At 59.3% G+C, this 19,187-nt stretch carries 23 protein-coding genes; 6 read left to right on the forward strand and 17 right to left on the reverse strand.

Annotated elements, in window-relative coordinates:
• Positions 1-21: 21 nt before the first annotated feature.
• Genes IT763_RS20590 through IT763_RS20600 form a run of 3 tightly spaced genes read right to left on the reverse strand, consistent with a single transcriptional unit; the run spans position 22 to position 1,046 of the window.
• A complete protein-coding gene (locus IT763_RS20590; protein WP_004937003.1) occupies positions 22-318 on the reverse strand; it encodes a DUF4312 family protein in 297 nt (98 codons plus the stop codon).
• Positions 318-683: a glycine-rich SFCGS family protein gene (locus IT763_RS20595; protein WP_004937000.1), complete on the reverse strand. Its 366-nt coding sequence runs from the start codon at positions 681-683 to the stop codon at positions 318-320. Before IT763_RS20595 ends, IT763_RS20590 begins: the two co-directional genes overlap by 1 nt.
• Before the next feature lie 36 nt (positions 684-719).
• Positions 720-1,046, reverse strand: a complete 327-nt coding sequence (locus tag IT763_RS20600) for a glycine dehydrogenase (RefSeq protein WP_086013604.1) — start codon at positions 1,044-1,046, stop codon at positions 720-722.
• Between the two features lie 444 nt (positions 1,047-1,490).
• Here IT763_RS20600 and rnk point away from each other — a divergent pair, with 444 nt between their 5' ends.
• Entirely contained in the window at positions 1,491-1,901 is a 411-nt protein-coding gene (rnk, locus tag IT763_RS20605; protein ID WP_004936993.1) for a nucleoside diphosphate kinase regulator, read from the forward strand.
• A 37-nt stretch (positions 1,902-1,938) separates the two neighbouring features.
• On the opposite strand, the gene IT763_RS20610 is transcribed toward rnk, so the two are convergent.
• Genes IT763_RS20610 through IT763_RS20620 form a run of 3 tightly spaced genes read right to left on the reverse strand, consistent with a single transcriptional unit; the run spans position 1,939 to position 5,052 of the window.
• Complete coding sequence (locus IT763_RS20610; RefSeq protein ID WP_016930220.1) at positions 1,939-2,727, reverse strand: sulfite exporter TauE/SafE family protein; 789 nt, start codon at positions 2,725-2,727, stop codon at positions 1,939-1,941.
• Entirely contained in the window at positions 2,720-3,601 is an 882-nt protein-coding gene (locus IT763_RS20615; protein WP_016930221.1) for a formyltransferase family protein, read from the reverse strand. Before IT763_RS20615 ends, IT763_RS20610 begins: the two co-directional genes overlap by 8 nt.
• Entirely contained in the window at positions 3,598-5,052 is a 1,455-nt protein-coding gene (locus IT763_RS20620) for an FAD/NAD(P)-binding protein (protein ID WP_016930222.1), read from the reverse strand. Before IT763_RS20620 ends, IT763_RS20615 begins: the two co-directional genes overlap by 4 nt.
• Before the next feature lie 283 nt (positions 5,053-5,335).
• Between IT763_RS20620 and IT763_RS20625 the strand changes: the two genes are divergently transcribed.
• Positions 5,336-6,118: a helix-turn-helix domain-containing protein gene (locus IT763_RS20625; RefSeq protein WP_016930223.1), complete on the forward strand. Its 783-nt coding sequence runs from the start codon at positions 5,336-5,338 to the stop codon at positions 6,116-6,118.
• A gap of 4 nt (positions 6,119-6,122) precedes the next feature.
• Here the strand turns inward: IT763_RS20625 and cybC are convergent, their stop codons facing one another.
• From cybC to IT763_RS20645, 4 genes are all read right to left on the reverse strand, one after another.
• Positions 6,123-6,509, reverse strand: a complete 387-nt coding sequence (cybC, locus tag IT763_RS20630) for a cytochrome b562 (RefSeq protein ID WP_016930224.1) — start codon at positions 6,507-6,509, stop codon at positions 6,123-6,125.
• Positions 6,510-6,647: 138 nt separating this feature from the next.
• Positions 6,648-7,988, reverse strand: a complete 1,341-nt coding sequence (pmbA, locus tag IT763_RS20635) for a metalloprotease PmbA (protein ID WP_206194969.1) — start codon at positions 7,986-7,988, stop codon at positions 6,648-6,650.
• 175 nt (positions 7,989-8,163) lie between these two features.
• On the reverse strand, positions 8,164-8,502 hold the full coding sequence (locus tag IT763_RS20640; protein ID WP_033636158.1) for a helix-turn-helix domain-containing protein: 339 nt from the start codon (positions 8,500-8,502) through the stop codon (positions 8,164-8,166).
• The gene (locus IT763_RS20645; RefSeq protein WP_206194970.1) at positions 8,486-8,848 is read right to left on the reverse strand and encodes a type II toxin-antitoxin system RelE/ParE family toxin; all 363 of its coding nucleotides are present in this window, start codon (positions 8,846-8,848) and stop codon (positions 8,486-8,488) included. Before IT763_RS20645 ends, IT763_RS20640 begins: the two co-directional genes overlap by 17 nt.
• Positions 8,849-9,038: 190 nt before the next feature.
• Between IT763_RS20645 and yjgA the strand changes: the two genes are divergently transcribed.
• Positions 9,039-9,587, forward strand: coding sequence for a ribosome biogenesis factor YjgA (yjgA, locus tag IT763_RS20650; protein WP_004936968.1), 549 nt, complete (start codon positions 9,039-9,041; stop codon positions 9,585-9,587).
• Positions 9,588-9,614: 27 nt separating this feature from the next.
• Here the strand turns inward: yjgA and IT763_RS20655 are convergent, their stop codons facing one another.
• The 5 genes from IT763_RS20655 to aaeX all read right to left on the reverse strand — a co-directional run bounded on the left by IT763_RS20655 (position 9,615) and on the right by aaeX (position 13,781).
• On the reverse strand, positions 9,615-9,914 hold the full coding sequence (locus IT763_RS20655; RefSeq protein WP_004936963.1) for a barstar family protein: 300 nt from the start codon (positions 9,912-9,914) through the stop codon (positions 9,615-9,617).
• 5 nt (positions 9,915-9,919) lie between these two features.
• Positions 9,920-10,387, reverse strand: a complete 468-nt coding sequence (locus IT763_RS20660; protein WP_206194971.1) for a ribonuclease — start codon at positions 10,385-10,387, stop codon at positions 9,920-9,922.
• Between the two features lie 280 nt (positions 10,388-10,667).
• A complete protein-coding gene (gene aaeB, locus IT763_RS20665; RefSeq protein WP_016930226.1) occupies positions 10,668-12,635 on the reverse strand; it encodes a p-hydroxybenzoic acid efflux pump subunit AaeB in 1,968 nt (655 codons plus the stop codon).
• On the reverse strand, positions 12,635-13,570 hold the full coding sequence (gene aaeA, locus IT763_RS20670; protein WP_028127537.1) for a p-hydroxybenzoic acid efflux pump subunit AaeA: 936 nt from the start codon (positions 13,568-13,570) through the stop codon (positions 12,635-12,637). Before aaeA ends, aaeB begins: the two co-directional genes overlap by 1 nt.
• Positions 13,571-13,577: 7 nt before the next feature.
• On the reverse strand, positions 13,578-13,781 hold the full coding sequence (aaeX, locus tag IT763_RS20675; RefSeq protein WP_004936952.1) for a p-hydroxybenzoic acid efflux pump operon protein AaeX: 204 nt from the start codon (positions 13,779-13,781) through the stop codon (positions 13,578-13,580).
• 314 nt (positions 13,782-14,095) lie between these two features.
• Between aaeX and aaeR the strand changes: the two genes are divergently transcribed.
• Complete coding sequence (aaeR, locus tag IT763_RS20680; protein ID WP_025304394.1) at positions 14,096-15,007, forward strand: HTH-type transcriptional activator AaeR; 912 nt, start codon at positions 14,096-14,098, stop codon at positions 15,005-15,007.
• On the opposite strand, the gene IT763_RS20685 is transcribed toward aaeR, so the two are convergent.
• Both IT763_RS20685 and IT763_RS20690 read right to left on the reverse strand, forming a co-directional pair.
• Entirely contained in the window at positions 14,998-15,342 is a 345-nt protein-coding gene (locus IT763_RS20685) for a hypothetical protein (protein WP_033639293.1), read from the reverse strand. The genes aaeR and IT763_RS20685 overlap by 10 nt on opposite strands.
• A complete protein-coding gene (locus IT763_RS20690; RefSeq protein ID WP_016930230.1) occupies positions 15,339-15,614 on the reverse strand; it encodes a zinc ribbon domain-containing protein in 276 nt (91 codons plus the stop codon). Before IT763_RS20690 ends, IT763_RS20685 begins: the two co-directional genes overlap by 4 nt.
• A 207-nt stretch (positions 15,615-15,821) precedes the next feature.
• On the opposite strand from IT763_RS20690, the gene IT763_RS20695 reads away from it, so the two are divergent.
• Together IT763_RS20695 and IT763_RS20700 are read left to right on the forward strand one after the other, a co-directional pair.
• A complete protein-coding gene (locus IT763_RS20695; RefSeq protein WP_049299908.1) occupies positions 15,822-16,763 on the forward strand; it encodes a nucleoside hydrolase in 942 nt (313 codons plus the stop codon).
• Positions 16,764-17,456: 693 nt separating this feature from the next.
• Positions 17,457-19,139: a PglL family O-oligosaccharyltransferase gene (locus IT763_RS20700; RefSeq protein WP_206194972.1), complete on the forward strand. Its 1,683-nt coding sequence runs from the start codon at positions 17,457-17,459 to the stop codon at positions 19,137-19,139.
• Positions 19,140-19,187: the final 48 nt, after the last annotated feature.

Genomic DNA, 19,187 nt, shown 5'->3' on the forward strand with positions numbered 1-19,187 from the left:
CTTTCATTTATGCTAACGTTTTTATTTCGTGACGAAGACAACCTTCTCGGTATTGATAATGGTTACGTTCACGGTTATTTCCAGAGAAACGGCATAGCTCTTTCTTTCACGCGGCAAAAAGAAGAAAAGAAATTTCTCTTTAGTTATTTTCTCTTCCGCCTTCACTACGCTGACGTCCTGCGGCTCGATGCGCAGCAGAATATTGTTGGTGGACTTTAATACCGCGCCCTGCACATTAGCCAAGGCGGAAGCAAAAGCTTTCGCTTTGCTGTCGCCTTTACCTTCCACCTTTACCGATGTGGTATATTGCTCTTTCATTATGGGTTGCCATGTTTTTTGACGTAGGCTTCCACCAGTTTCTGGCCCAGCTCTTCTTTATCCATAAAGCCGAAACCCAGCACGTTGCAGCCTTCGTTAATTGCCGTCACGCCCTCTTCCACCGAACGCATGCCGTATTTGGCCTTGTAGCCGTATTTGGTTTGCGCGGTAATCGCGCCTGCGCCGCCGCTGCCGCAAAAAGAGATGCCCAGCTGCGCGTTTTCCGCTTTCATGACGTCGCCCAGCTTCATATCCGCCGCCACGCCGGGGATGACCACCGCTTTTCCGCCTGCGTTTTCAACGCCCTGGCCGACTTTTTGCCCTTTGCCCAAACGATCGCCGATCACTACGGTAATTTGACCCATGGTATATTCTCCTGATTGAAATCGATGCGTTAACCGCTATGCGTTATTATCTTTCGCCACTTCGAAGTGCACGGACAGCAAATAGGCTTCTTCGATAGGCAATGTGCCAAACTGATTCACCACGCGTTCCGCCATTTGCATGGACTCGGCGGAAATTTCGTCGAAAAGCGATTTATCCACCTCCGGCAACGGCTCACCGGTTATTGAACGCAGCACCATGGCGCGAATATGCGATTCCAGCATCTGTTGCTGCACCGCATTGGTATAAATATTCTCAGCATTCAGCATCGCGGTAATATCCGCCAGCACCCGAGCGGTGATCTCACCGGCTTCGCTGACATCGGATTGTTCAATTTCTTTTATCGAAGCAGATCCATCATTCACTTTTCAGTACCCCTAGATCCCACATTAATCAGTAAGCCGTAAAGCGCATCACCTGAATAACCCGCTTTCTGTGATGTCTTTACCCTACCCCCGGCAAGATTTTCTGTGTAGACCGGTTTTTTCCAGTTCGAAGTGGAAATTGAATGACGCGCGGGGATCCATTTCGCAAAACGGCGTTATGGCGAAAAAGTAAATGAGATAACAATTACATAACCCGGCTAACGGTTTTTTTTGCCTCGATTGACGATAAAAGCCTTCGTGATCGGGATCTCTTTCTTTTCTCGCCCCAACCGCCTACTATCAATGGGACAAATCGACATTACCCACACCCCCGCTCCTCTGGCGCGGGGGTGTTGCTTTGTGTTGTTTTTCCGAATTTATGGGCGCACAGACTGGCGCCCTTTGATTTGACTGGAGAGTGGAATGACCAAACCCATCATTACTATTAATGAGCTGGATGCGGAACGCCTGGATGCGCTATTGGAACAACCGGCCTTTGCCAACACCGACGTCGCCGCCGCGCTGAACGACGAGTTGGATCGCGCGGAAATCCTGCCGCCGGAGAAAATGCCGGCCAACGTGGTGACCATGAACAGCCGCGTGCGTTTTCGCGATCTGCACACCGATGAAGAGCATGTGCGCACGCTGGTCTACCCAGCCTCGCTGAAAGACAGCCACGATCAGCTGTCGGTGATGGCGCCGCTGGGCGCAGCGCTGCTCGGCATGCACGTCGGCAAGCAGATCTCCTGGCAATTGCCGAACGGTGAAGAAGCGCGGATTGAAGTGCTGGAATTGCTGTACCAGCCGGAAGCGGCGGGCGAATACCACCGTTAAGCGGTTTTCAGGGCGGCATCCGGCCGCCCTTTCTGTCTCAGATGCAGATAGCGATCAGCACGGCGATCAGCAGCAGCACGTAGATTTTGGCATGCAGCGCATCGCTCACCTTCGGCAAACAGCGCCTGGCAAACACGATCCCCGCAATCCCCGCCACCACCAGCAGCCCCAGAATGTTCAGATTGACGTACCCCAGATACTGCGGCCCGCTCATCTCGCGCCATCCCAACACGATATACATCAGCGCTCCGATCACCGCCACCGGGATCGACAGCGGGTTGGCGGCGCTGACGCAATATTTCATGTCGTAACCATGGCGGCGCAGCAGCGGCACGGTCATCACGCTGCCGCCCACCCCCAGCAGGGTGGCGATGCCGCCGATCAGCGGCCCGCCGCCCCACAACGTGGCGGGAGACAGTTCGGCGCGCGCCGGTTTGATCAGGAAGCCCCGGCGGAACAGACAGTCGGCGATGGTCACCGCCATATAGACCACAAACAGCCCGCGGATCACGCCGTCCGCCAGCAGCGAGGAAGCGAACGCGCCCAGCGCCGCGCCGATGCCGATGAAAAAGATCAGCGGCACGATGGTTTCTCGCAGCAGGTTGCCGCTGCGCCAGTTGGTCAGGGTGGCGTAACTCGCGTTGAGGATCATCACCGCTGTCGAGGTCGCTACAGCAATATGCATCGCCTGGCCGGGTTGCTCGCCCGAGGCGGAGATCAGGTGATAGACGAAAGGCACCACCACAAAGCCGCCGCCGAAGCCGAACAGAATGGTGGTGATGCCGGTCAGAAAACCGGCGCCCAGTACAATCAACGTTTCAATCATGGCCGTGCGCCCGCACGAAGTCGTCGAACCCGGCGCAGAACTGCCCCGCCAGCGGGTGGAAGCGCTCGCCGACGAACAGCCCCAAATACTGCTCGCGCACGGCGTCGTGATCCACCAGCTCAATGCCCGCCTGTTCCGCCCGCGCCAGCGTCTGTGCGTCCGGGAAGCCCCAATAGCGCGAATCACCCTGCTTTTCCGCCGCTATCGCTTCGCTCCGTTCCGCCCGCATGAGCTGGCGCGCCAGGAAGGTGCCGCTTTGCACGCCCAGCAACATCATGTTTTCCAGGAACGACAGATCGTGACGCAGCTCGGCGGGCAGACGGGCGAGCACCGGGCCGGCGTCCCAGTGTTCATCCATTTCATGCAGCGTCACCGCACAGCCCTTGTCACCGTTCATCATCGCGCGGAATAGCGTCATCACCCCGCGATAACGCGGCAAGTCGCCGGGGTGCAGGTTCCACAGCAGCTTGCCGCGTCGGCTGAAGGCGCGCACATAATCGGCGGAGAATTTCTGATAGCAGCGCAGGGAGATCACCGCGTCCATATGTTCCAGGCTGCTGATAAACGTGGCGTCATTGATGTCGAGAACGCGATGCGCCTTGACCCCGGCGGCGGCCAGGAACAGGGCCGGCGATTGATAGGCCCCCTCACAGGCGGCGGCGTTGCGGCCAACGAACGGGAACACAAAATCGTTCAGCACCTCGCGCTCATACAGCCCCAGGCGGCGAACCGCCGGCTCCTGGGTGCGGCCGCCGCTTTTCGCCAGGGGGAAATACACCGTAAAAGCACACTCGCCTTTCAGGGCGGCGATCAGATCCTGACACACCAGCCAGGAGAAAATGTCGTTGCCGACAAAGAGCGCTACGTTCTTCATACTTCAGCCTTCTTTGCGTTGAAAATAGGGTTGTTGAACACGATTTTGCTGATATCCCGCGTGATGGATTCCATCGCCGAGGTGTAAAAAAGATCGCCCTTGGCGGGCGCGCCGAGCGAGTAAAGATGCTGCTCACGGCCGCGTCGGTCGGCGATTTTCAGCGTATGCGGGTTGCACTTCACGCCGCCGAACAGGTTCTCTTGCACCAGCCCGTCTTGCAGCAGCTGCTGGCTCAGGCGGTTGGGCGGCAGTTGATAGGAAGGCGTGGTGCAGTTGAACAGATACTGCGCGCGCACCCGCGTCTCATGGCAACGAAGGATAAACCCGTCCGTTGCCTTGCTGATATCCACCAGGCCGCCGCAGGCGCGCAGGCGTTGGCTCTCCAGCGCCGCCACGATCTTGTTGGCATTCTTGATCGGCATGGCGTGCCGATTGCGCATCCAGGAGGAGTTGTAAAAGCGCATGAAGACCTGCCGGTTGTTGGCATCCATCTTGACCCAGGCGGCGCACACTGCCGGGTGGATCGCCGCCAGATAGCTGCAGATATGCTCCCGGGCAAAACGCGCGCGATCGAGGCTGTCCGCCAGATCGCGGTAGCAATCGCGCCTTTCCCCCAGCGCCGAGAGCACCGTCAGCCGCTCCGGCCCCGGATAGTGGCGCGCCAGCGCGGCGTTGATCGCATGCACCAGCTGATGCGCGTCAATAAAATCGCGGCCGGCGACAAAGCGCCGCAGCGCCTCAACAAACGCCTCCGGCGGCGGACGCATCACCGCCGGCTGCACGCTGGGGAACAGGCCCGAGCGCGACAGGGCGCAGATGTCGGTCGCTCCCAGGCGCTCCATCAGTTCAACGATGGCGTCAATCGCCGTCAGGCTGCAGCCGATCACGCCAATGCTCGAATAAGGGTTGATCGGCGGCAAATCCTGATGGGCCTGATAAGCGATCACCCCATCCACCGGGTAAAGGCACTCCGGCGGGTTGTGCCCCGAACACAGCACCAGCGCGTTCATCTGCTCGGCGCCGCCGCAGGCGGTGGTCAGCCGATAGCCGGCTTCGTGCGGCGCGATGGCATTCACTTCGGCAGTGACGAAATTCAGCACCACGTTACTGTCCGCCGCCATATATATTGTCATGTCGCGAATAAAATCGAGATATTCCCGATACAGCCAGCGCGGCGGATAACGATCCTGGCAAAACTGCGGGAAATGCATGGCGATCCAATCAACGAAGTGCGCATCGTCGAAAATATCCGCCGACATATTTTCCGGCGTCATATTTAATATATGGCTGTCAAAATCGCTGCTGTATGCCATGCCGCCTTTAAATCCCTGCTTGTCGAAAACCGTCAGGGAAAGCGGCCTTTTGCAATGATTAACCGACTTATTTTTTATAAAGTTATACGCAAAAGAGATGCCGGCGGCCCCGCCGCCAATCACACCGAACTTATACATGAAATATCACCTTATAGTCATTGAACTGCGCTAAGAACTATTGCTTCAGGTGTTGGAATAAAATGACGCTTTATTCCTTATTAACTTCTTGTATTGCGAGAACGAGAACCTTCGTCCCACCCTGGTGTGAAGACTTGCACGGGCTTCATGGCCGATAAAATAACTGCGCCCCGAACAAGCGTTATTTTTCTGCCCCGATAGTAGGGCGACCGTCGCTGGCTTGCTTTATATGAAGGGCCAACTATCATTGCGTTTCGGCCAATCTGCCCGCCAAAGGGAACACATGCGCAACGTCCGCATTGATGACATCGACCACGTAACCCGTGCGGTGATCGCCATCGGCACCGATTATCCGCCGGGGCATCTGCTGCCAATGCACAGCCACCGGCGCGCGCAGTTGCTGTACGGCGCTACCGGCGTCATGCACGTTTTCACGCAGCAAGGCAATTGGGTCGTTCCGCCGCAGCACGCGGTGTGGCTGCCGCCACAGATGCCGCACGCGGTGCGGATGGTCGGCGTCACCACCCGCAGCCTGTACCTTGAACCCGGCGCGTTGCCCGCCGAACGGCCGCAGGTATGTCAGGTGGTCAGCGTCACTCCGCTGATGCGCCAGCTGTTGATGGCGGCGGTGGATATGCCGCTGGAGTATGAACAACAGGGCCGCGACGGAGCGCTGGCGGCGCTGCTGCTGCACGAGCTGGCCAGGCTGCAGCCCTTGCCGTTGCACATCCCGCTGCCCGCCGATCCTCGGCTGGGTGAGCTGTGCCGCGCCTTTTTGCAGCACCCCGACGCCCACGACTCCGCGCAGCGGTGGGCGCCTCGTCTGTACATGAGCATTCGCACCTTCAGCCGCTTCTTTCGCGCGCAGACCGGCCTGCCGTTTTCGCAATGGCGTCAGCGCGCCTGCGTGGTGCTGGCGTTGGCGCTGCTGGCCGAAGGACGCAGCGTGACACAGGTGGCGATGGAAATGGGGTATGACAGCAGCGCGGCGTTTTCAACCATGTTCCGCCGCGTGCTGGGGCAGGCGCCCTCCTCCTATCTGACGGAAGACGGGCGCGACGGTTGACGGATTAGCGGAATTTCTTGTGGTTGGCGTCGCGGGTTTGCTTGAAGCCCTGCGCCAGCTGCTTCGCTTCGGCGACTTTGCCCTGATTGGCCAGCGCCAGCGCCTGATCGATTTGGCCGATCAGGGTATCCAACCCGCTGCGGAAATCTTTCATCTCCGGGCTGTCGGCGGCTTTGTCTTCCAGCTTCGGCGGGGTGCCCTGTTTGGCATCCTGCGCGGCGGCGCGCATGTTCTGCAGGCTCTGTGTGAGGGTAGCGGCGGAGTCGGTATTCAGCACCGTTTTGTAGTTTTCCGCCAGGGTGTCCATATCGTCGCCAAGATCGGCGGCGACCGCCAGCGAACTGGCTGCCAGCAGCGTCAACGCCGCCAGCGCTTTCAGGGTATTCTGCATGTTTGCTCACCTTCCAGTTATTGTTTTAATTAACCCACCGTTACCATAGGCAAGGCCGGGAAAAATCGAAACCGGAGATTTGTAAGCAAGGTTGAGACGGGATAACGCGCAGCCGGCGGGCGCCGGCCGCGCAGCGGATCACTGGCCGGCGATCTTCATTTCCGGCAGCAGCACCGAACCGCACTGGATATTGCTGCGGGTTTCGATATCGCTGCCGACGCTGACGATGTTGCGCAGCATGTCTTTCAGGTTGCCGGCGATGGTGATCTCGCTGACCGGATATTGGATCTCACCGTTTTCCACCCAAAAACCGGCGGCGCCGCGCGAGTAATCGCCGGTGACGCCGCTGACGCCCTGGCCCATCAACTCGGTGACCACCAGGCCTGGGCCGAGCTGCTTCAGCATGCCGGCGAAGTCCGCGCCCTGCCCGGCAATGCGCCAGTTATGGATGCCGCCGGCATGGCCGGTGCTGTGCAGGCCCAGCTTGCGCGCCGAGTAGCTGGTCATCAGCCAGGTTTGCAGCACGCCGTCCTTGACGATATCGCGCCTCTGGGTGCGCACGCCCTCGCTGTCGAACGGCGTCGACGCCAGCCCTTTCAGCAGATGCGGATGCTCCTCGACGGTCAGCCACGCCGGCAGGATCTGCTTGCCGAGCGAGTCCAACAGGAAGGTAGATTTGCGATAAACGCTGCTGCCGCTGATGGCGCCCACCAGATGGCCGAACAATCCGGTGGCCACCTCGGAGGCGAACAGCACCGGCGCCTTCATGGTCGACAATTTGCGCGGCGCGAGACGCGCCAACGTGCGGCGGGCGCACTCCTGCCCCACCCACTCCGGGCTGTGCAGATCGCCCATCGCCCGACCTATGGTGTAAGCGTAATCCCGCTCCATGTCGCCGTCCTGTTCTGCGATGACGCAGCTGGACAGCGAGTGACGGCTGGAACAATAGCTTTGCAGCATGCCGTGGCTGTTGCCGAACACCTTGATGCCGTAGTGGCTGTTGAAACTGCCGCCTTCGGTGTTGGTAATGCGTTTGTCCGCCGCCAGCGAAGCCTGCTCGGCGCGCGCCGCCAGCTCGATGCCGCGCTCGGCGTCCAGCTCGGTCGGGTGGAACAGATCGAGATCCGGCGCCTCGAACGCCAGCAGATCTTTCTCCGCCGGGCCGGCGCAAGGATCCTCAGAGGTGTAGCGCGCGATGTCCAGCGCCGCCTGTACGGTGCGGGCGATGGCGTCCGGGCTGAGATCGGTGGAAGAGGCGCTGCCTTTGCGCTGGCGGTGATACACGGTGATGCCCAGCGCGCCATCGCTGTTGAACTCGACGTTTTCCACTTCGCCGAAGCGGGTACTGACGCTGATGCCGGTCGATTTGGTGACCGCGACTTCCGCCGCGTCGGAACCGGCGCGGGCCAGCTCCAGCGCCTGAGAAACGGCCTGTTCCAGCGCCTTGCGCTGTTCTGCAACTTGAGTGACTACTTTCATCAATCTGCCATAATTAATCAGAAAATCGTTGAGAAAAGTGCCGGAGCGGCGTAGTTGTGCACGCGGGGCGGCGCGCAAAAATCCTGAGATCTCTGCCGTTGAGTCTAACAGGAACCGCGTTGAATTTCGCATAAAGCCGAACGGCAAAGTCGGGATAACATGCAAAAGCCATGCATCACTCGACGATCAGTTTTACCGACTTGCCGATATTCGCCATCATGTTGACCAACGCATCTAACGTAAATTTCTCGGTTTTCTGATTCACCACGTCGGACACGCGCGGCCGGGAAGTATGCAGATAACGCGCCGCCTCTTCCTGGCGATAGCCTTCTTCCTCAATCCACGCGCTGATCTCACCCATCAGCTGTTTTTTCAGTGCGATAAGCTGCGCAATTTCCGCATTGGACTGCGCTTGCAATTGCCGAGCCTCGTCGGCGGAAAATCCCAGATCCGCAAACACATTGCCGCCTGCGGGCGTAACGTGGCGTGAACCGGTATCAATCGGTTTGGTCATGACCTTTACTCCGCTCATTAATAACCGCGTCATAACGCGCTTTGATTATCTGAATATCGTGGCGGCTGGTTTTCTCCGTCTTCTTCTGAAAGCTGTGCAAGACGTGGATCGCTTCGCTGAACTTTGCCACATAGACCACCCTGAACGCGCCGCCGATGGCATATAAACGGATTTCGATAACGCCACTTCCACAACTGGTCATCGTTTTCCAATTACCGGGCTCCAAACCTCTTTGCACTTTACTCAGTTCAAATCCTGCCGCTTTTCGCGCATCGATTGGAAAGGCCAACAAATCCTCTAACGATGAACCGCGCCAATCAATGGCTTTCTCGATGCCATCATCCATGAATACCACCTCCTTTTGTATAAAATTTTATACAAACATGATGATAAAAACAACAGCATGAATTCAGAGGACAGGAGCCTAGACATGATAATGCCCCAGCGCGGCAGCTATACTCAGTTTGCTCAGGGCACGCAATTGGCGGGTTGCCGGACAACCTGTTAGGATTAGCCTCTTTTTAACGGAGCCTACCATGAACAAACAGCCTGAAGACTGGCTCGACGATGTCCCGGAGAATGAAAACGAGGACGATGACGAGATTATCTGGGTCAGTAAAAGTGAAATTAAACGTGATGCCGAAGCGCTGAAAGACCTGGGGGCCGAAATGGTCGATCTGGGCAAAAACGCGCTGGACCGCATTCCGTTGGACGAAGATTTGCGCGCCGCCATCGAGCTGGCGCAGAAGATCAAGAAAGAGGGCCGTCGCCGTCAGCTGCAGCTGATCGGCAAAATGCTGCGCGCCCGCGATATCGAGCCGATCCAGACCGCGCTCGACAAGCTGAAAAACCGCCACAACCAGCAGGTTTCCCTGTTCCATAAACTGGAAGCGCTGCGCGACCGCCTGGTGGAAGAAGGCGATGACGTCATTCCGTCGATCCTGGATCTGTATCCGGCCGCCGATCGCCAACAGCTGCGTTCACTGGTGCGCAACGCGCAGAAAGAGAAGGCCGCCAACAAGCCGCCTAAGGCTTACCGCCAGATCTTCCAATACCTGCGCGAGCTGGCCGAAGCGGCCGACTAATCGCCGCCATCCCGGGATGAACCCGTTTCATCCCCGGTGATGCGCCGGTTCGCCGCTGCTTTCGCGGATATTGAAGCGCAGGCTGCCTTCCAGCTCTTCTTCCGCCTCTTCAAACAGCAGAATGATCGCGCCGAAACGACGCTTGCTGCGGGCATTCAGGTGAGTGAACTCGATTTCCACCGGCAGACCGATATCGCCGGTCACCACGTCCCACAGCGCGTCGAGGTTGGCGCCGAATCCCTCGTCCAGCGCAAACTTGTGCGCAAAATCGCGGTAGAAGGTCGGCACATCCTGGATCTGTTCAAAATCAAACTCTACTTTTGCCATCAAACTCACTCCACACGAATGAAGTTTTTGTAATGGTCGCGCGTGACGAAGATCAGACCGTCGCTCGAATACAGCAGGCGATCGGCGCCGCGCCGGCCACACTGGTAATTGATGTCCGCTTCGCGCCAGACCCGGCCGCCGGCGCTCGGCAGTTGTCCTTCACGGTTAGAGAATCGATCGCCGCCAATCGCCTTGCCCGGCAATACCTCACAGAGGTTGCCTGAACGCGGGTCCCAGCCCTGCTCGCGCGCCTGCTTCTTGGTGACGTAATAGCCCGGCAGCCGCTGATGCTGCTGCAGGTAGCTCACCACCGTTTGCTGCTGCGTGAGCCGATCGATGCTCTGCTGTTGCCCCGCCGGCGCTTGCACCACCGTCGCATTGCCGCCGATCGCACGGTGCTCGTTGCCGCGCAGCGCGCTGAAGACGGCGATGACCACGGCGATGACAATCGCCAACAGAATCCGCTTGTTCATGACATTCCCTGAAATTATGCCGCCGAAGGCGCCGCAGCTCCCCCAGGCTAGTTAGGTATATAGTCGACCTGGATGAAACTAAGATGACCGGCACGTCACGTTTTCGCGGCGGTGAGCGTTTCATCCATTCATGACAATGATGCCACTTTCCAGTCGTTCTGGCACTCGGAGTCTCTCTGAAAACAGGCCGCCTCACATGAGACGGCCCGCCATGTCAGGCACTGCTTTCAGTATAGTCAGGGAAGGCGCCGCACAACGCGGCGCAACAGGAGGGAACGCATCAATCGATCAAGGCGTGACGATAGCGATGCAGCATGTCGGCCAGGCGTTTCACCGGCCCGGTGACGCTGAGCGGCGCCTGATTGTCCACCAGCTTCTGCTGGTACTCGTTCATTTCACCCAGCAAGCGATCGTAGTAATAGGCGCGCTTGACGTCGTTCTTGGCGGAGACCACCCGATCGGCGGTGCTGCGGATCTGGCGGTGGAAGGCCGACAACTCTTCGCTGACCGGAATCTCCGCCCGCTGCATGCGCTGGTGGGCAATGATCAAGTTCAACGCCAGACGATACTTGGCGATGTCGTTCGGGAACATCATCAGCAGCTGGTTAAGCTGCTGATACAGCGCAGGCAGATGGTTTTGCCGACGACGCGCCGCCTTGGTGGTCAGCGCCGACACCGCGCTGCTGACGAACTGGTTGAGCAACGTGCGCCCGGTGCGTTCACGCGAATTGTCGCGGATCAGCAGCAGCACCATCAGCCCAACGCAGCTGCCGAGGAACTGGCCCAGCGCCCCGTCGAGAAACTGGGTGACGTTGAACTCCATCGGGTTGCTCAGCACCAGAATGTTGATGGTCCCGGCCAGCAGCCCCAGCGAACCGAGCCGCCGCTTCTGCACCTCGATGCCGATGAAAAACGCCAGCAGGCCGAGGCTGAGACACAGCAGCAAAATGCTCTGCTGCGTCGCCGGCAGGATCACCATGAAGAACAGGGAACCGACCGGGATCGCCGCCAGCATGCCCAGCACGAAATCCATCGCCACCATGCGCGGCGCCGGGGTGCGCATCGCCAGCGAGGTGATCACCGCGATGATCACCATAAAACCGCTGCCGGACGTCCAGCCGGTCCACAGCCACAGCAGGCTGCCGAAGGCCGTCGCCACAAAGGTGCGCAGGCCGTTGATCATCGCGTGATGCCCTTCCGCCGAAGTCGGCTTGACCACGGTTTCGTTGCTCAACACCCCCTCTTCCACCGCGCTGATGCTGCAGTTGGCGTGCACACCTTTCGACAGCAGCAGGTAGCGCGTCGCCGCGCCGACCCAACCGGTGATGGTCGGCAGCGTTTCCTCGGAACGATGCGTGGTCAGCACCTGGCGTAACAGCTTCATGCGCTTGTGGATCTCCTGTGGGGTTTCCGCCGGGACCATCAGCTGCTCCCGCAGGCTGTCTTTCAGTGCCTCCGGGTGATTCACCAAGATCAGATAGGTTTCGCAGGCCTGGGTGATCAGCGTCAGCGACAGCGTATGCAGCGCTTTTACCCGGCGGTTGACCTTCTGCCAGCGCGAGGACTCCATCATCAGATTGTTGCGCATGCCGTCCAGCGCCGTGGTGCTCTTCACCAGATTGCTCCAGGCGCGGTCGATATCCTCTTTGTCGGCGTTGCTGATGCACATCTGCATCAGGCGGTATTGAGCCACCAGCAGCTGATCCACCGCCCGATCGATGTCCTGTTTGATCGAACGCGGCGAGAACAGCAGATCCGCCAACACGGCGCTGACGATCCCCAGCACGATCTCGCTGCAACGCTCGATGGCGAACTGCGGCGCTTCCAGCAGATGAGACTCGCTGGTAGCGACCGTCACGATGATGATCAGCGCGGTATACCCGGCCAGCCCCCAGGCATAGGAGTTCTCCACCTTGATGAGCGAAGAAAGCCAGGTGCAGAAACCGGCCCAGATGCAGCACAGCAGCAGCATCACCACCGGCGCGCGGGCGGTGGTGATGATAATGATCAGGCCGACGAAGCAGCCGATAAAGGTGCCGATGATACGCAGCCAGCCGCGGTGGCGTATGGCGCCGGAGAAGGGTTCGCCGCCGGCGGCAAAGGCCGGGCCGGCGGCGACGATGGCGGCGGTCATCGCCGACCAACGCGGGGTTTCCAGATTGAGATGGAAGCCGACGAACAGCGCAAACACAATCGCGAAGCTGAGTTTGAAGGCGAATCTCAGCCGGATAAAGGTTGGGCTGCTCATTAGCCGAACTCACGCAGCCGGTGCATCAGGCGCACAAAAGGCGAGCCGCTGTCGGCATTGCGATCGTTCTTGCCGACGATCACCACGGTGGCGGTGGTGCCAGCCGGGTACGGATGCTGTTGATCCTTGGCGTCCAGCAGGATCTTCACCGGCACGCGCTGCGCCAGGCGCACCCACTCCAGGTTGCTGTCGATCGAGGCCAACCCTTTGTTGTTCACCGTGCTGCTGCTGTTGTTCACCGCCGCCGCCACGCTGTCGACGGTGCCGTGCATGATGCGGTTGCTGCCGAGCGGGGTGATCTCCGCGCGGTCGCCCTTATTCAGGCCATTCAGCTTGGTTTCTTCCAGGTACGCCAGGATGTAGAAGGAATCTTTCTTCACCAGCGCCACCGCCACCGAGCCGCGGGTGATGTATTCGCCGGCATGGACGTTGAGGTTGGTGATCCAGCCATCGGCCGGAGCCCGCACCGTGGTGCGTTCCAGATCCAGCTGCGCCAGCTCGCGCGCCGCCACGGCCTTCGCCAGCTGGTGCTGCACGGTCTGGAGCGAGTTGTTCGACTGGTCAATTTCTTCCTGCGACATCGCCTGCACGCCCAGCTTCACGCGGCGGCCGGCCTCGCGCCGTTTTTCCGCCGCCAACGCTTGATAGTAGGCGACGTCGGCGCCGGCTTCCGCCAACGCCTGCTCATAACGCGGCCGATCGACCACGAACAGCACCTGGCCTTTCTTCACCAGTTGGTTATCCACCACCGGCACGTCGGTCAGCAGGCCGCTGACGTCCGGCGCGATCGCCACCACATCGGCGGTAAACTTGGCATCACGCGTCCACGGCGACTCGGTGTAGAACACCCAGGCCTTGAATATCGCGGCGATGCCCAACAGCACAAGAATCAAAGTGATCGCGATTCGGGTTATTTTTATCGAAAAATTTTTCACAGCGACCTCAAACAAAAAGACATGAAATCAGATAAAACAAGCAGCAATACAGCGCAGTATTAAACAGCGCCGGATGCCAGACAAAATCGTAAATCCCCGTCGGCTGCAGCAGGCGGCGCAAGAGAAAAAACAGCGCCAGCGACACCAGCAGCTCGAAAAACACCGGCGGAAACGACAGTCCGAAGATGACCATAACCGGAAGCAAACTCATCACTTTTTCCTTATTGTTCACTGCGCCGGGGAAAGACACATCTCGCCATTCACATTCTCTTTACATTTTAGCGTGCGCGCGCCACAAATCTTGACCAGACAGCTTGTCCAGGTCACGAACCCGAAAAAAGGTTAAACTTTGGGGCAGACGTCCACGACAGGGATTGCGAGGGTGCCGGAGGAGCGGCAGGATTACGTCGCCGATCGCTCTCGCACGTTGGTAAGGTCTATTCACCCGACCACGTTATATTAGCCTGCTTACTATCAAGGCATCAACAATCTGTGATCTAAATCACTTTTAAGCCAGAGTGAATAATGGAAAGATTAAAACGGATGTCGGTATTCGCCAAAGTGGTTGAGTTCGGGTCGTTTACCGCGGCCGCGCGCCAACTCGGCATGAGCGTTTCATCGATCAGCCAAACCGTCTCGAAACTGGAAAATGAGCTGCAGGTCAAGCTGTTGAACCGCAGCACGCGCAGCATCGGCCTGACTGAGGCCGGCAAAATCTACTATCAGGGCTGCCGACGCATGCTGCAGGAAGTCAGCGAAGTGCATGAACAACTGTATGCGTTTAACAACACGCCCGCCGGCACGCTACGCATCGGCAGCTCATCCACCATGGCGCAAAACGTGCTGGCGAACATGACCGCCGAGATGATGAAAGAGTACCCGGGCCTGACAGTCAACCTGGTAACCGGCATTCCGGCGCCGGATCTGATCACCGACGGGCTGGATCTGGTGATCCGCACCGGGGCGCTGCAGGACTCCAGCCTGTTCTCTCGCCGCCTGGGGCAGATGCCGATGGTGGTGTGCGCCGCCAAAAGCTACCTGAGCCAGCACGGCACGCCGCAGAAGCCGAGCGACATGGTCAACTTCTCCTGGCTGGAGTACAGCGTGCGGCCCGACAGCGAATTCGAACTGATGTCGCCGGAAGGCATCACCACGCGCATTTCCCCGCAGGGGCGCTTCGTCACCAACGACTCCTCCACCATGATCCGTTGGCTGAAAAACGGCGCCGGCATCGCCTACGCCCCGCTGATGTGGGTGATCGAAGAGATCAAACGCGGCGAGATCGAGATCCTGTTCAAAAGCTACCATTCGGATCCGCGGCCGATCTACGCGCTCTATACCGAGAAGGACAAACTGCCGCTGAAGGTGCAGGTGTGCATCAATTATTTAACCGACTATTTCGAACGCGTAGCGGCGGTCTATCAGGGCTATCGCTGAGCAGCGCTCAAATAGCGTCGCGCCAGCGCGGCCAGCAGCGTCAGCGCCACCATGCCGAAGCCCCACAGCAGCCAGATGGCGTAGCCCGCCCAGGTCAGCAGCGCAGGAAAATAGCTCGCCAGCCCGCTGCCCAGCTGTTTCAGCCACGGCAGCCAGGCGTCCAGCACCGCCTGCGGCACCAGGCTCAGCGCACCGTTTACCGGCAACGATGCATTCCCGGCTGCCTCCGCCAACGCCGGGAGCCAGGCCAGCACCCCGGCTACGCCCCAGGCCAGCAGCGTCCATAGCGCCATGGCGCCCAGCAGCAGCGCGAGTGTCCAACCGCCCCGGTTCACGGCACACCGCCGCCGCACTGCGGACAAAATCGGCTGCCCGACGGCAACGGCGCGGCGCACTGGCCGCAGGTGGCGCTCACCGCGGCAAACGGCTGACCGCAGCGGTGGCAATAACGCGCGCCCGATTTATTCACAGCCCGACATTCCGGGCACAGCGGCCCCGGCTCGCCATGCTGGTTATAGCGGTTGCCATGATGCCCGCCGCCGTGGCCCGCGCGCTGATGACCGCCGTTAATACCGCCTTGCCCCAACAACCGTTTCAGTAAGCTCATCCCGCCTCTCCTCTGTGCATTGACGCTGAACCTCACTGTAAACCCTGGAGTAAACTCCAGGGTAAAGCCCGGCGAGCAGGATTTACGTTTCATTACATCGTAAAAGTAACAAGGCTTTGATGCCGTTAACAAAAGCACCATCGGCATTATCCCACGCCGCCGCGCTGCGTTATGCTGCGGAAACCTCTCCCTGCATCAGGAATAACCATGAAAAAAATCATACTGGACTGTGACCCGGGGCATGACGACGCCATCGCTCTGTTGCTGGCCTGGGGCAATCCGCAGATCGACCTGCTGGCGGTCACCACCGTGGTGGGTAACCAGACGCTGGACAAAGTGACGCGTAACGCCCTGGCGGTGGCCCGCATCGCCAATATCACCGGCGTCCCCTTCGCCGCCGGCTGCCCGCGCCCGCTGGTGCGCAATATCGAAGTGGCGCCCGACATTCACGGCGACTCGGGCCTCGATGGCCCGGTACTGCCGGCCCCCCACCTGCAGTTGGACTCACGCCATGCGGTAGACCTGATCATCGAGACCGTGATGGCCCACCCGCCGGGCAGCGTGACGCTGGTGCCGACCGGCGGCCTGACCAATATCGCCATGGCGGTGCGTAAAGAGCCGCGCATTGCCGAACGGGTCAAGGAAGTGGTGCTGATGGGCGGCGGCTATCATGTGGGCAACTGGAGCGCGGTGGCGGAGTTCAATATCAAAATCGATCCCGAGGCGGCGCACATCGTGTTCAACGAAAAATGGCCGCTCACCATGGTCGGGCTGGACCTCACCCATCAGGCGCTGGCCACGCCGGCCGTCTGCGAACGCATCGCCGCCCTCGGCACCCGGCCGGCCGCCTTCGTAGGCGAACTGCTGGCATTCTTTGGCCGTATGTACCAACAGGCACAGGGCTTCAGCGCCCCGCCGGTACACGATCCTTGCGCGGTGGCCTACGTGATCGACCCGAGCGTCATGACGGTGCGTAAAGCGCCGGTGGATATCGAACTGACCGGCACCCTGACGTTGGGCATGACGGTCACGGACTTCCGCGCGCCGCCGCCGCCGGACTGCCACACCCAGGTGGCGGTCAAACTGGATCAGGATAAATTCTGGGATCTGGTGGTGGATGCGCTGGAGCGGATCGGTGAGGTGGAGTAAGCGGACGGGAGACAAGACTAACGCGCTTGGGCAGGCGCGTTAGTCTGTATTCTGCCGCGGCAACGGGGAGGCTCAAGACATAACGTCTTTTATTTCCAATTCAGCAGAACAATCCTAACAATAAATCATTTTATAAAAACCTAAATAAACAGATAGAGACAAGAAGAATCTTAATAAAAATAAAACCATGAAAATCACTTTTAATTTAAAAATCAGCAATGGGAAACGATGAAATAAACCTCCTCCGTCATGCCGCCGCTGACGAAAAAAATTAAACAAGCAGATACCTATTTTATTCTTCACATTACCTGCCGATCTAGGCCATTGCCGGGATGCTTCACGATATTTACACACGCCAACACAAAGACCAACCAACTGATTTTAATAAATAAAAATAATAGTTAGATTAAAAATTGACTGAATCGCAATAGATTTGAGAAAATAGCGTGTCTGTTTTTGAGAAAACAAAAATGCCTTTTGCGGGTGAAAAATACGGCTTAACCTTTCTTTAGGCGCACAGCCTCACGCATTCTCAGGGCAAACATTATTTATCGCTTCACCATGAAGACGGTTTAAATTTCCCGTGAGACATTTTCGAATTGAACATTACACACATTTCAACATCAGGATAAAGGATAGGGAATAATCAAAACATGCATTCAATAAACGCTATCAGGCCTTGGCAGGTTAACCATGGCCGATAAATCTCCCGCTAACGCAGCGACCATCGCCGTGCTGCCCCTGCTGCTGATCTGGATGGCGGCGCTCCTGCCGATCTATCATCCCAATATGGGCGGCGACGGTCTGGCGCTGCCGCAAAACATTCAGGCCTGGGGCGTCATGGCGCTCACTACGCTGATCGTGACGTTTACCGTTTGCCTGGGTCGCATCCGCCTTTCGCTTACCCCCACCGCCCGGCTATTGCTGCTCGGCATCGCCGTGCTGGCGCTGCCACTGCTGTATACCCGCCCCGAGTGGCGCGAAGACGCCCGGTGGCGCTGCGCCGGCCTGCTCGGCGGTTGGCTGTTCTATGTCGCCTGCCTGCAGCTGCGCCTAACCCCCAGGCAGCGCAACCTATTGCTGTACGGTCTGCTGTTCGCCACTGGCGTTCAGGCGCTGCTGGCGGCTCTGCAACTGTTCGCCCCCGCGCTGGCGTGGGTATCCCCTCACGAAAGCCGGGTCTACGGCGTCTTTCAGCAACCGAACGTGCTGGGCAGCTTTATCGCCACCGGGCTGGCTTTGGCGCTCTGGCTGCTGCTTGCTCCCCTCTCTGCGCCGATGCGGCGGCGGCAAATCCCGCTGCTCACGCTGCTGGCCGTTTTCTCCGCCCTGCTGGTGCTGATCCAGTCGCGCGCCGCCTGGCTCGGCGGCGCCTTGGCGGCGGCATTGCTGCTGTGGCGTTTTGCCCGCCAGCGCCCGGCCGCAAGCCGCTGGGCCGGCGGCGCGCTGCTGTTGGGTATGGCGATCGGCCTCACGGTGCTGTTCACCGGTTTCGGTCTGGAGGGTCACACCGGCCTGATCGGTCGGGGGCTATCCAACAGCGCGCGCCTGACCATGCTGCACGACGTCGGCGCCATGATCCTGGCCAAGCCGCTGCTGGGCTGGGGTTACGGCGGTTTTGAATACGGCTTCGCGCACTTCCGCCTGCAGGAAATGCCCTGGCGAGAAGTGCTGGAAGTCACCGGGCATCCGCACAATGAAATCCTGCTGTGGTGGGTTGAGGGGGGTCTGCCGGCGCTGGCAGGTATCATGATCGTCCTTGCCGCCGGCGTACGGCTGCTGAAAAGCGCCTGGCAACGGGATCGAGAACAGCCGAACGGTGCGCGCGTCGGCCTGTTCCTGGTGCTGCTGCCGATGCTGATACACACTCAGCTGGAATACCCTTTCTATCTGTCTGCGCCGCACTGGCTGGCGTTTCTGCTGCTGCTGGCGCTGCTGGACGGCCAAACCGGCGAGCCCCGCCCGCTGCCGTTCGCCAAAGCCCTGAGCCTGCCGGTGGCGATGGCGGCGGTCGGCGTGCTGGCGATGGCGGTCTTCGCCTGGCAAGGGCGCATGGCGCTCACTCAGTCGGAACGCACTATGCTGGCCAACATCGACAGCATCGAGCAGATGCCGCCGCCAGCCGCCTGGATCTACCGGGAGCGCAAAACGTTCGACGAGCAATCTCACGCGCTGCTGGTCTATAACCAGACACGTGATGATGCCCTGTTGACCGGCTATCGGCAGTGGGCCAATGCCTATCTACAGCGCCGTATCGACGCCAACGTCTACGCCACGCTGATCATGATCTTGCGCTATCAGGGGGATCAGGCACAAGCCGACGCTCGCCTGCGGGAAGCCGCTTTCCTGTTTGCGCAGGATGCGCGGTTTAGGTAGGGGCAACAAGGTGAGAGCGATGCCTCGTCGCTCTCACCTGCGTCATTT

Origin of the sequence: Serratia sp. CMO1 (assembly GCF_015689115.1) — a bacterium.
Lineage (GTDB): Bacteria > Pseudomonadota > Gammaproteobacteria > Enterobacterales > Enterobacteriaceae > Serratia > Serratia marcescens.

Bases quoted from the DNA above. Each gene is read 5' to 3' on its own strand.
- IT763_RS20625 (WP_016930223.1), top strand. From the start codon at position 5,336: ATGCGCAACGTCCGCATTGATGACATCGACCACGTAACCCGTGCGGTG.
- pmbA (WP_206194969.1), bottom strand. From the start codon at position 7,988: ATGAAAGTAGTCACTCAAGTTGCAGAACAGCGCAAGGCGCTGGAACAG.
- aaeR (WP_025304394.1), top strand. From the start codon at position 14,096: ATGGAAAGATTAAAACGGATGTCGGTATTCGCCAAAGTGGTTGAGTTC.
- IT763_RS20690 (WP_016930230.1), bottom strand. From the start codon at position 15,614: ATGAGCTTACTGAAACGGTTGTTGGGGCAAGGCGGTATTAACGGCGGT.
- IT763_RS20660 (WP_206194971.1), bottom strand. From the start codon at position 10,387: ATGAACAAGCGGATTCTGTTGGCGATTGTCATCGCCGTGGTCATCGCC.
- IT763_RS20595 (WP_004937000.1), bottom strand. From the start codon at position 683: ATGGGTCAAATTACCGTAGTGATCGGCGATCGTTTGGGCAAAGGGCAA.
- aaeB (WP_016930226.1), bottom strand. From the start codon at position 12,635: ATGAGCAGCCCAACCTTTATCCGGCTGAGATTCGCCTTCAAACTCAGC.
- rnk (WP_004936993.1), top strand. From the start codon at position 1,491: ATGACCAAACCCATCATTACTATTAATGAGCTGGATGCGGAACGCCTG.
- yjgA (WP_004936968.1), top strand. From the start codon at position 9,039: ATGAACAAACAGCCTGAAGACTGGCTCGACGATGTCCCGGAGAATGAA.
- IT763_RS20590 (WP_004937003.1), bottom strand. From the start codon at position 318: ATGAAAGAGCAATATACCACATCGGTAAAGGTGGAAGGTAAAGGCGAC.
- IT763_RS20655 (WP_004936963.1), bottom strand. From the start codon at position 9,914: ATGGCAAAAGTAGAGTTTGATTTTGAACAGATCCAGGATGTGCCGACC.
- IT763_RS20695 (WP_049299908.1), top strand. From the start codon at position 15,822: ATGAAAAAAATCATACTGGACTGTGACCCGGGGCATGACGACGCCATC.
- aaeX (WP_004936952.1), bottom strand. From the start codon at position 13,781: ATGAGTTTGCTTCCGGTTATGGTCATCTTCGGACTGTCGTTTCCGCCG.
- IT763_RS20645 (WP_206194970.1), bottom strand. From the start codon at position 8,848: ATGGATGATGGCATCGAGAAAGCCATTGATTGGCGCGGTTCATCGTTA.
- IT763_RS20610 (WP_016930220.1), bottom strand. From the start codon at position 2,727: ATGATTGAAACGTTGATTGTACTGGGCGCCGGTTTTCTGACCGGCATC.
- IT763_RS20640 (WP_033636158.1), bottom strand. From the start codon at position 8,502: ATGACCAAACCGATTGATACCGGTTCACGCCACGTTACGCCCGCAGGC.
- cybC (WP_016930224.1), bottom strand. From the start codon at position 6,509: ATGCAGAATACCCTGAAAGCGCTGGCGGCGTTGACGCTGCTGGCAGCC.
- IT763_RS20615 (WP_016930221.1), bottom strand. From the start codon at position 3,601: ATGAAGAACGTAGCGCTCTTTGTCGGCAACGACATTTTCTCCTGGCTG.
- IT763_RS20700 (WP_206194972.1), top strand. From the start codon at position 17,457: ATGGCCGATAAATCTCCCGCTAACGCAGCGACCATCGCCGTGCTGCCC.
- IT763_RS20620 (WP_016930222.1), bottom strand. From the start codon at position 5,052: ATGTATAAGTTCGGTGTGATTGGCGGCGGGGCCGCCGGCATCTCTTTT.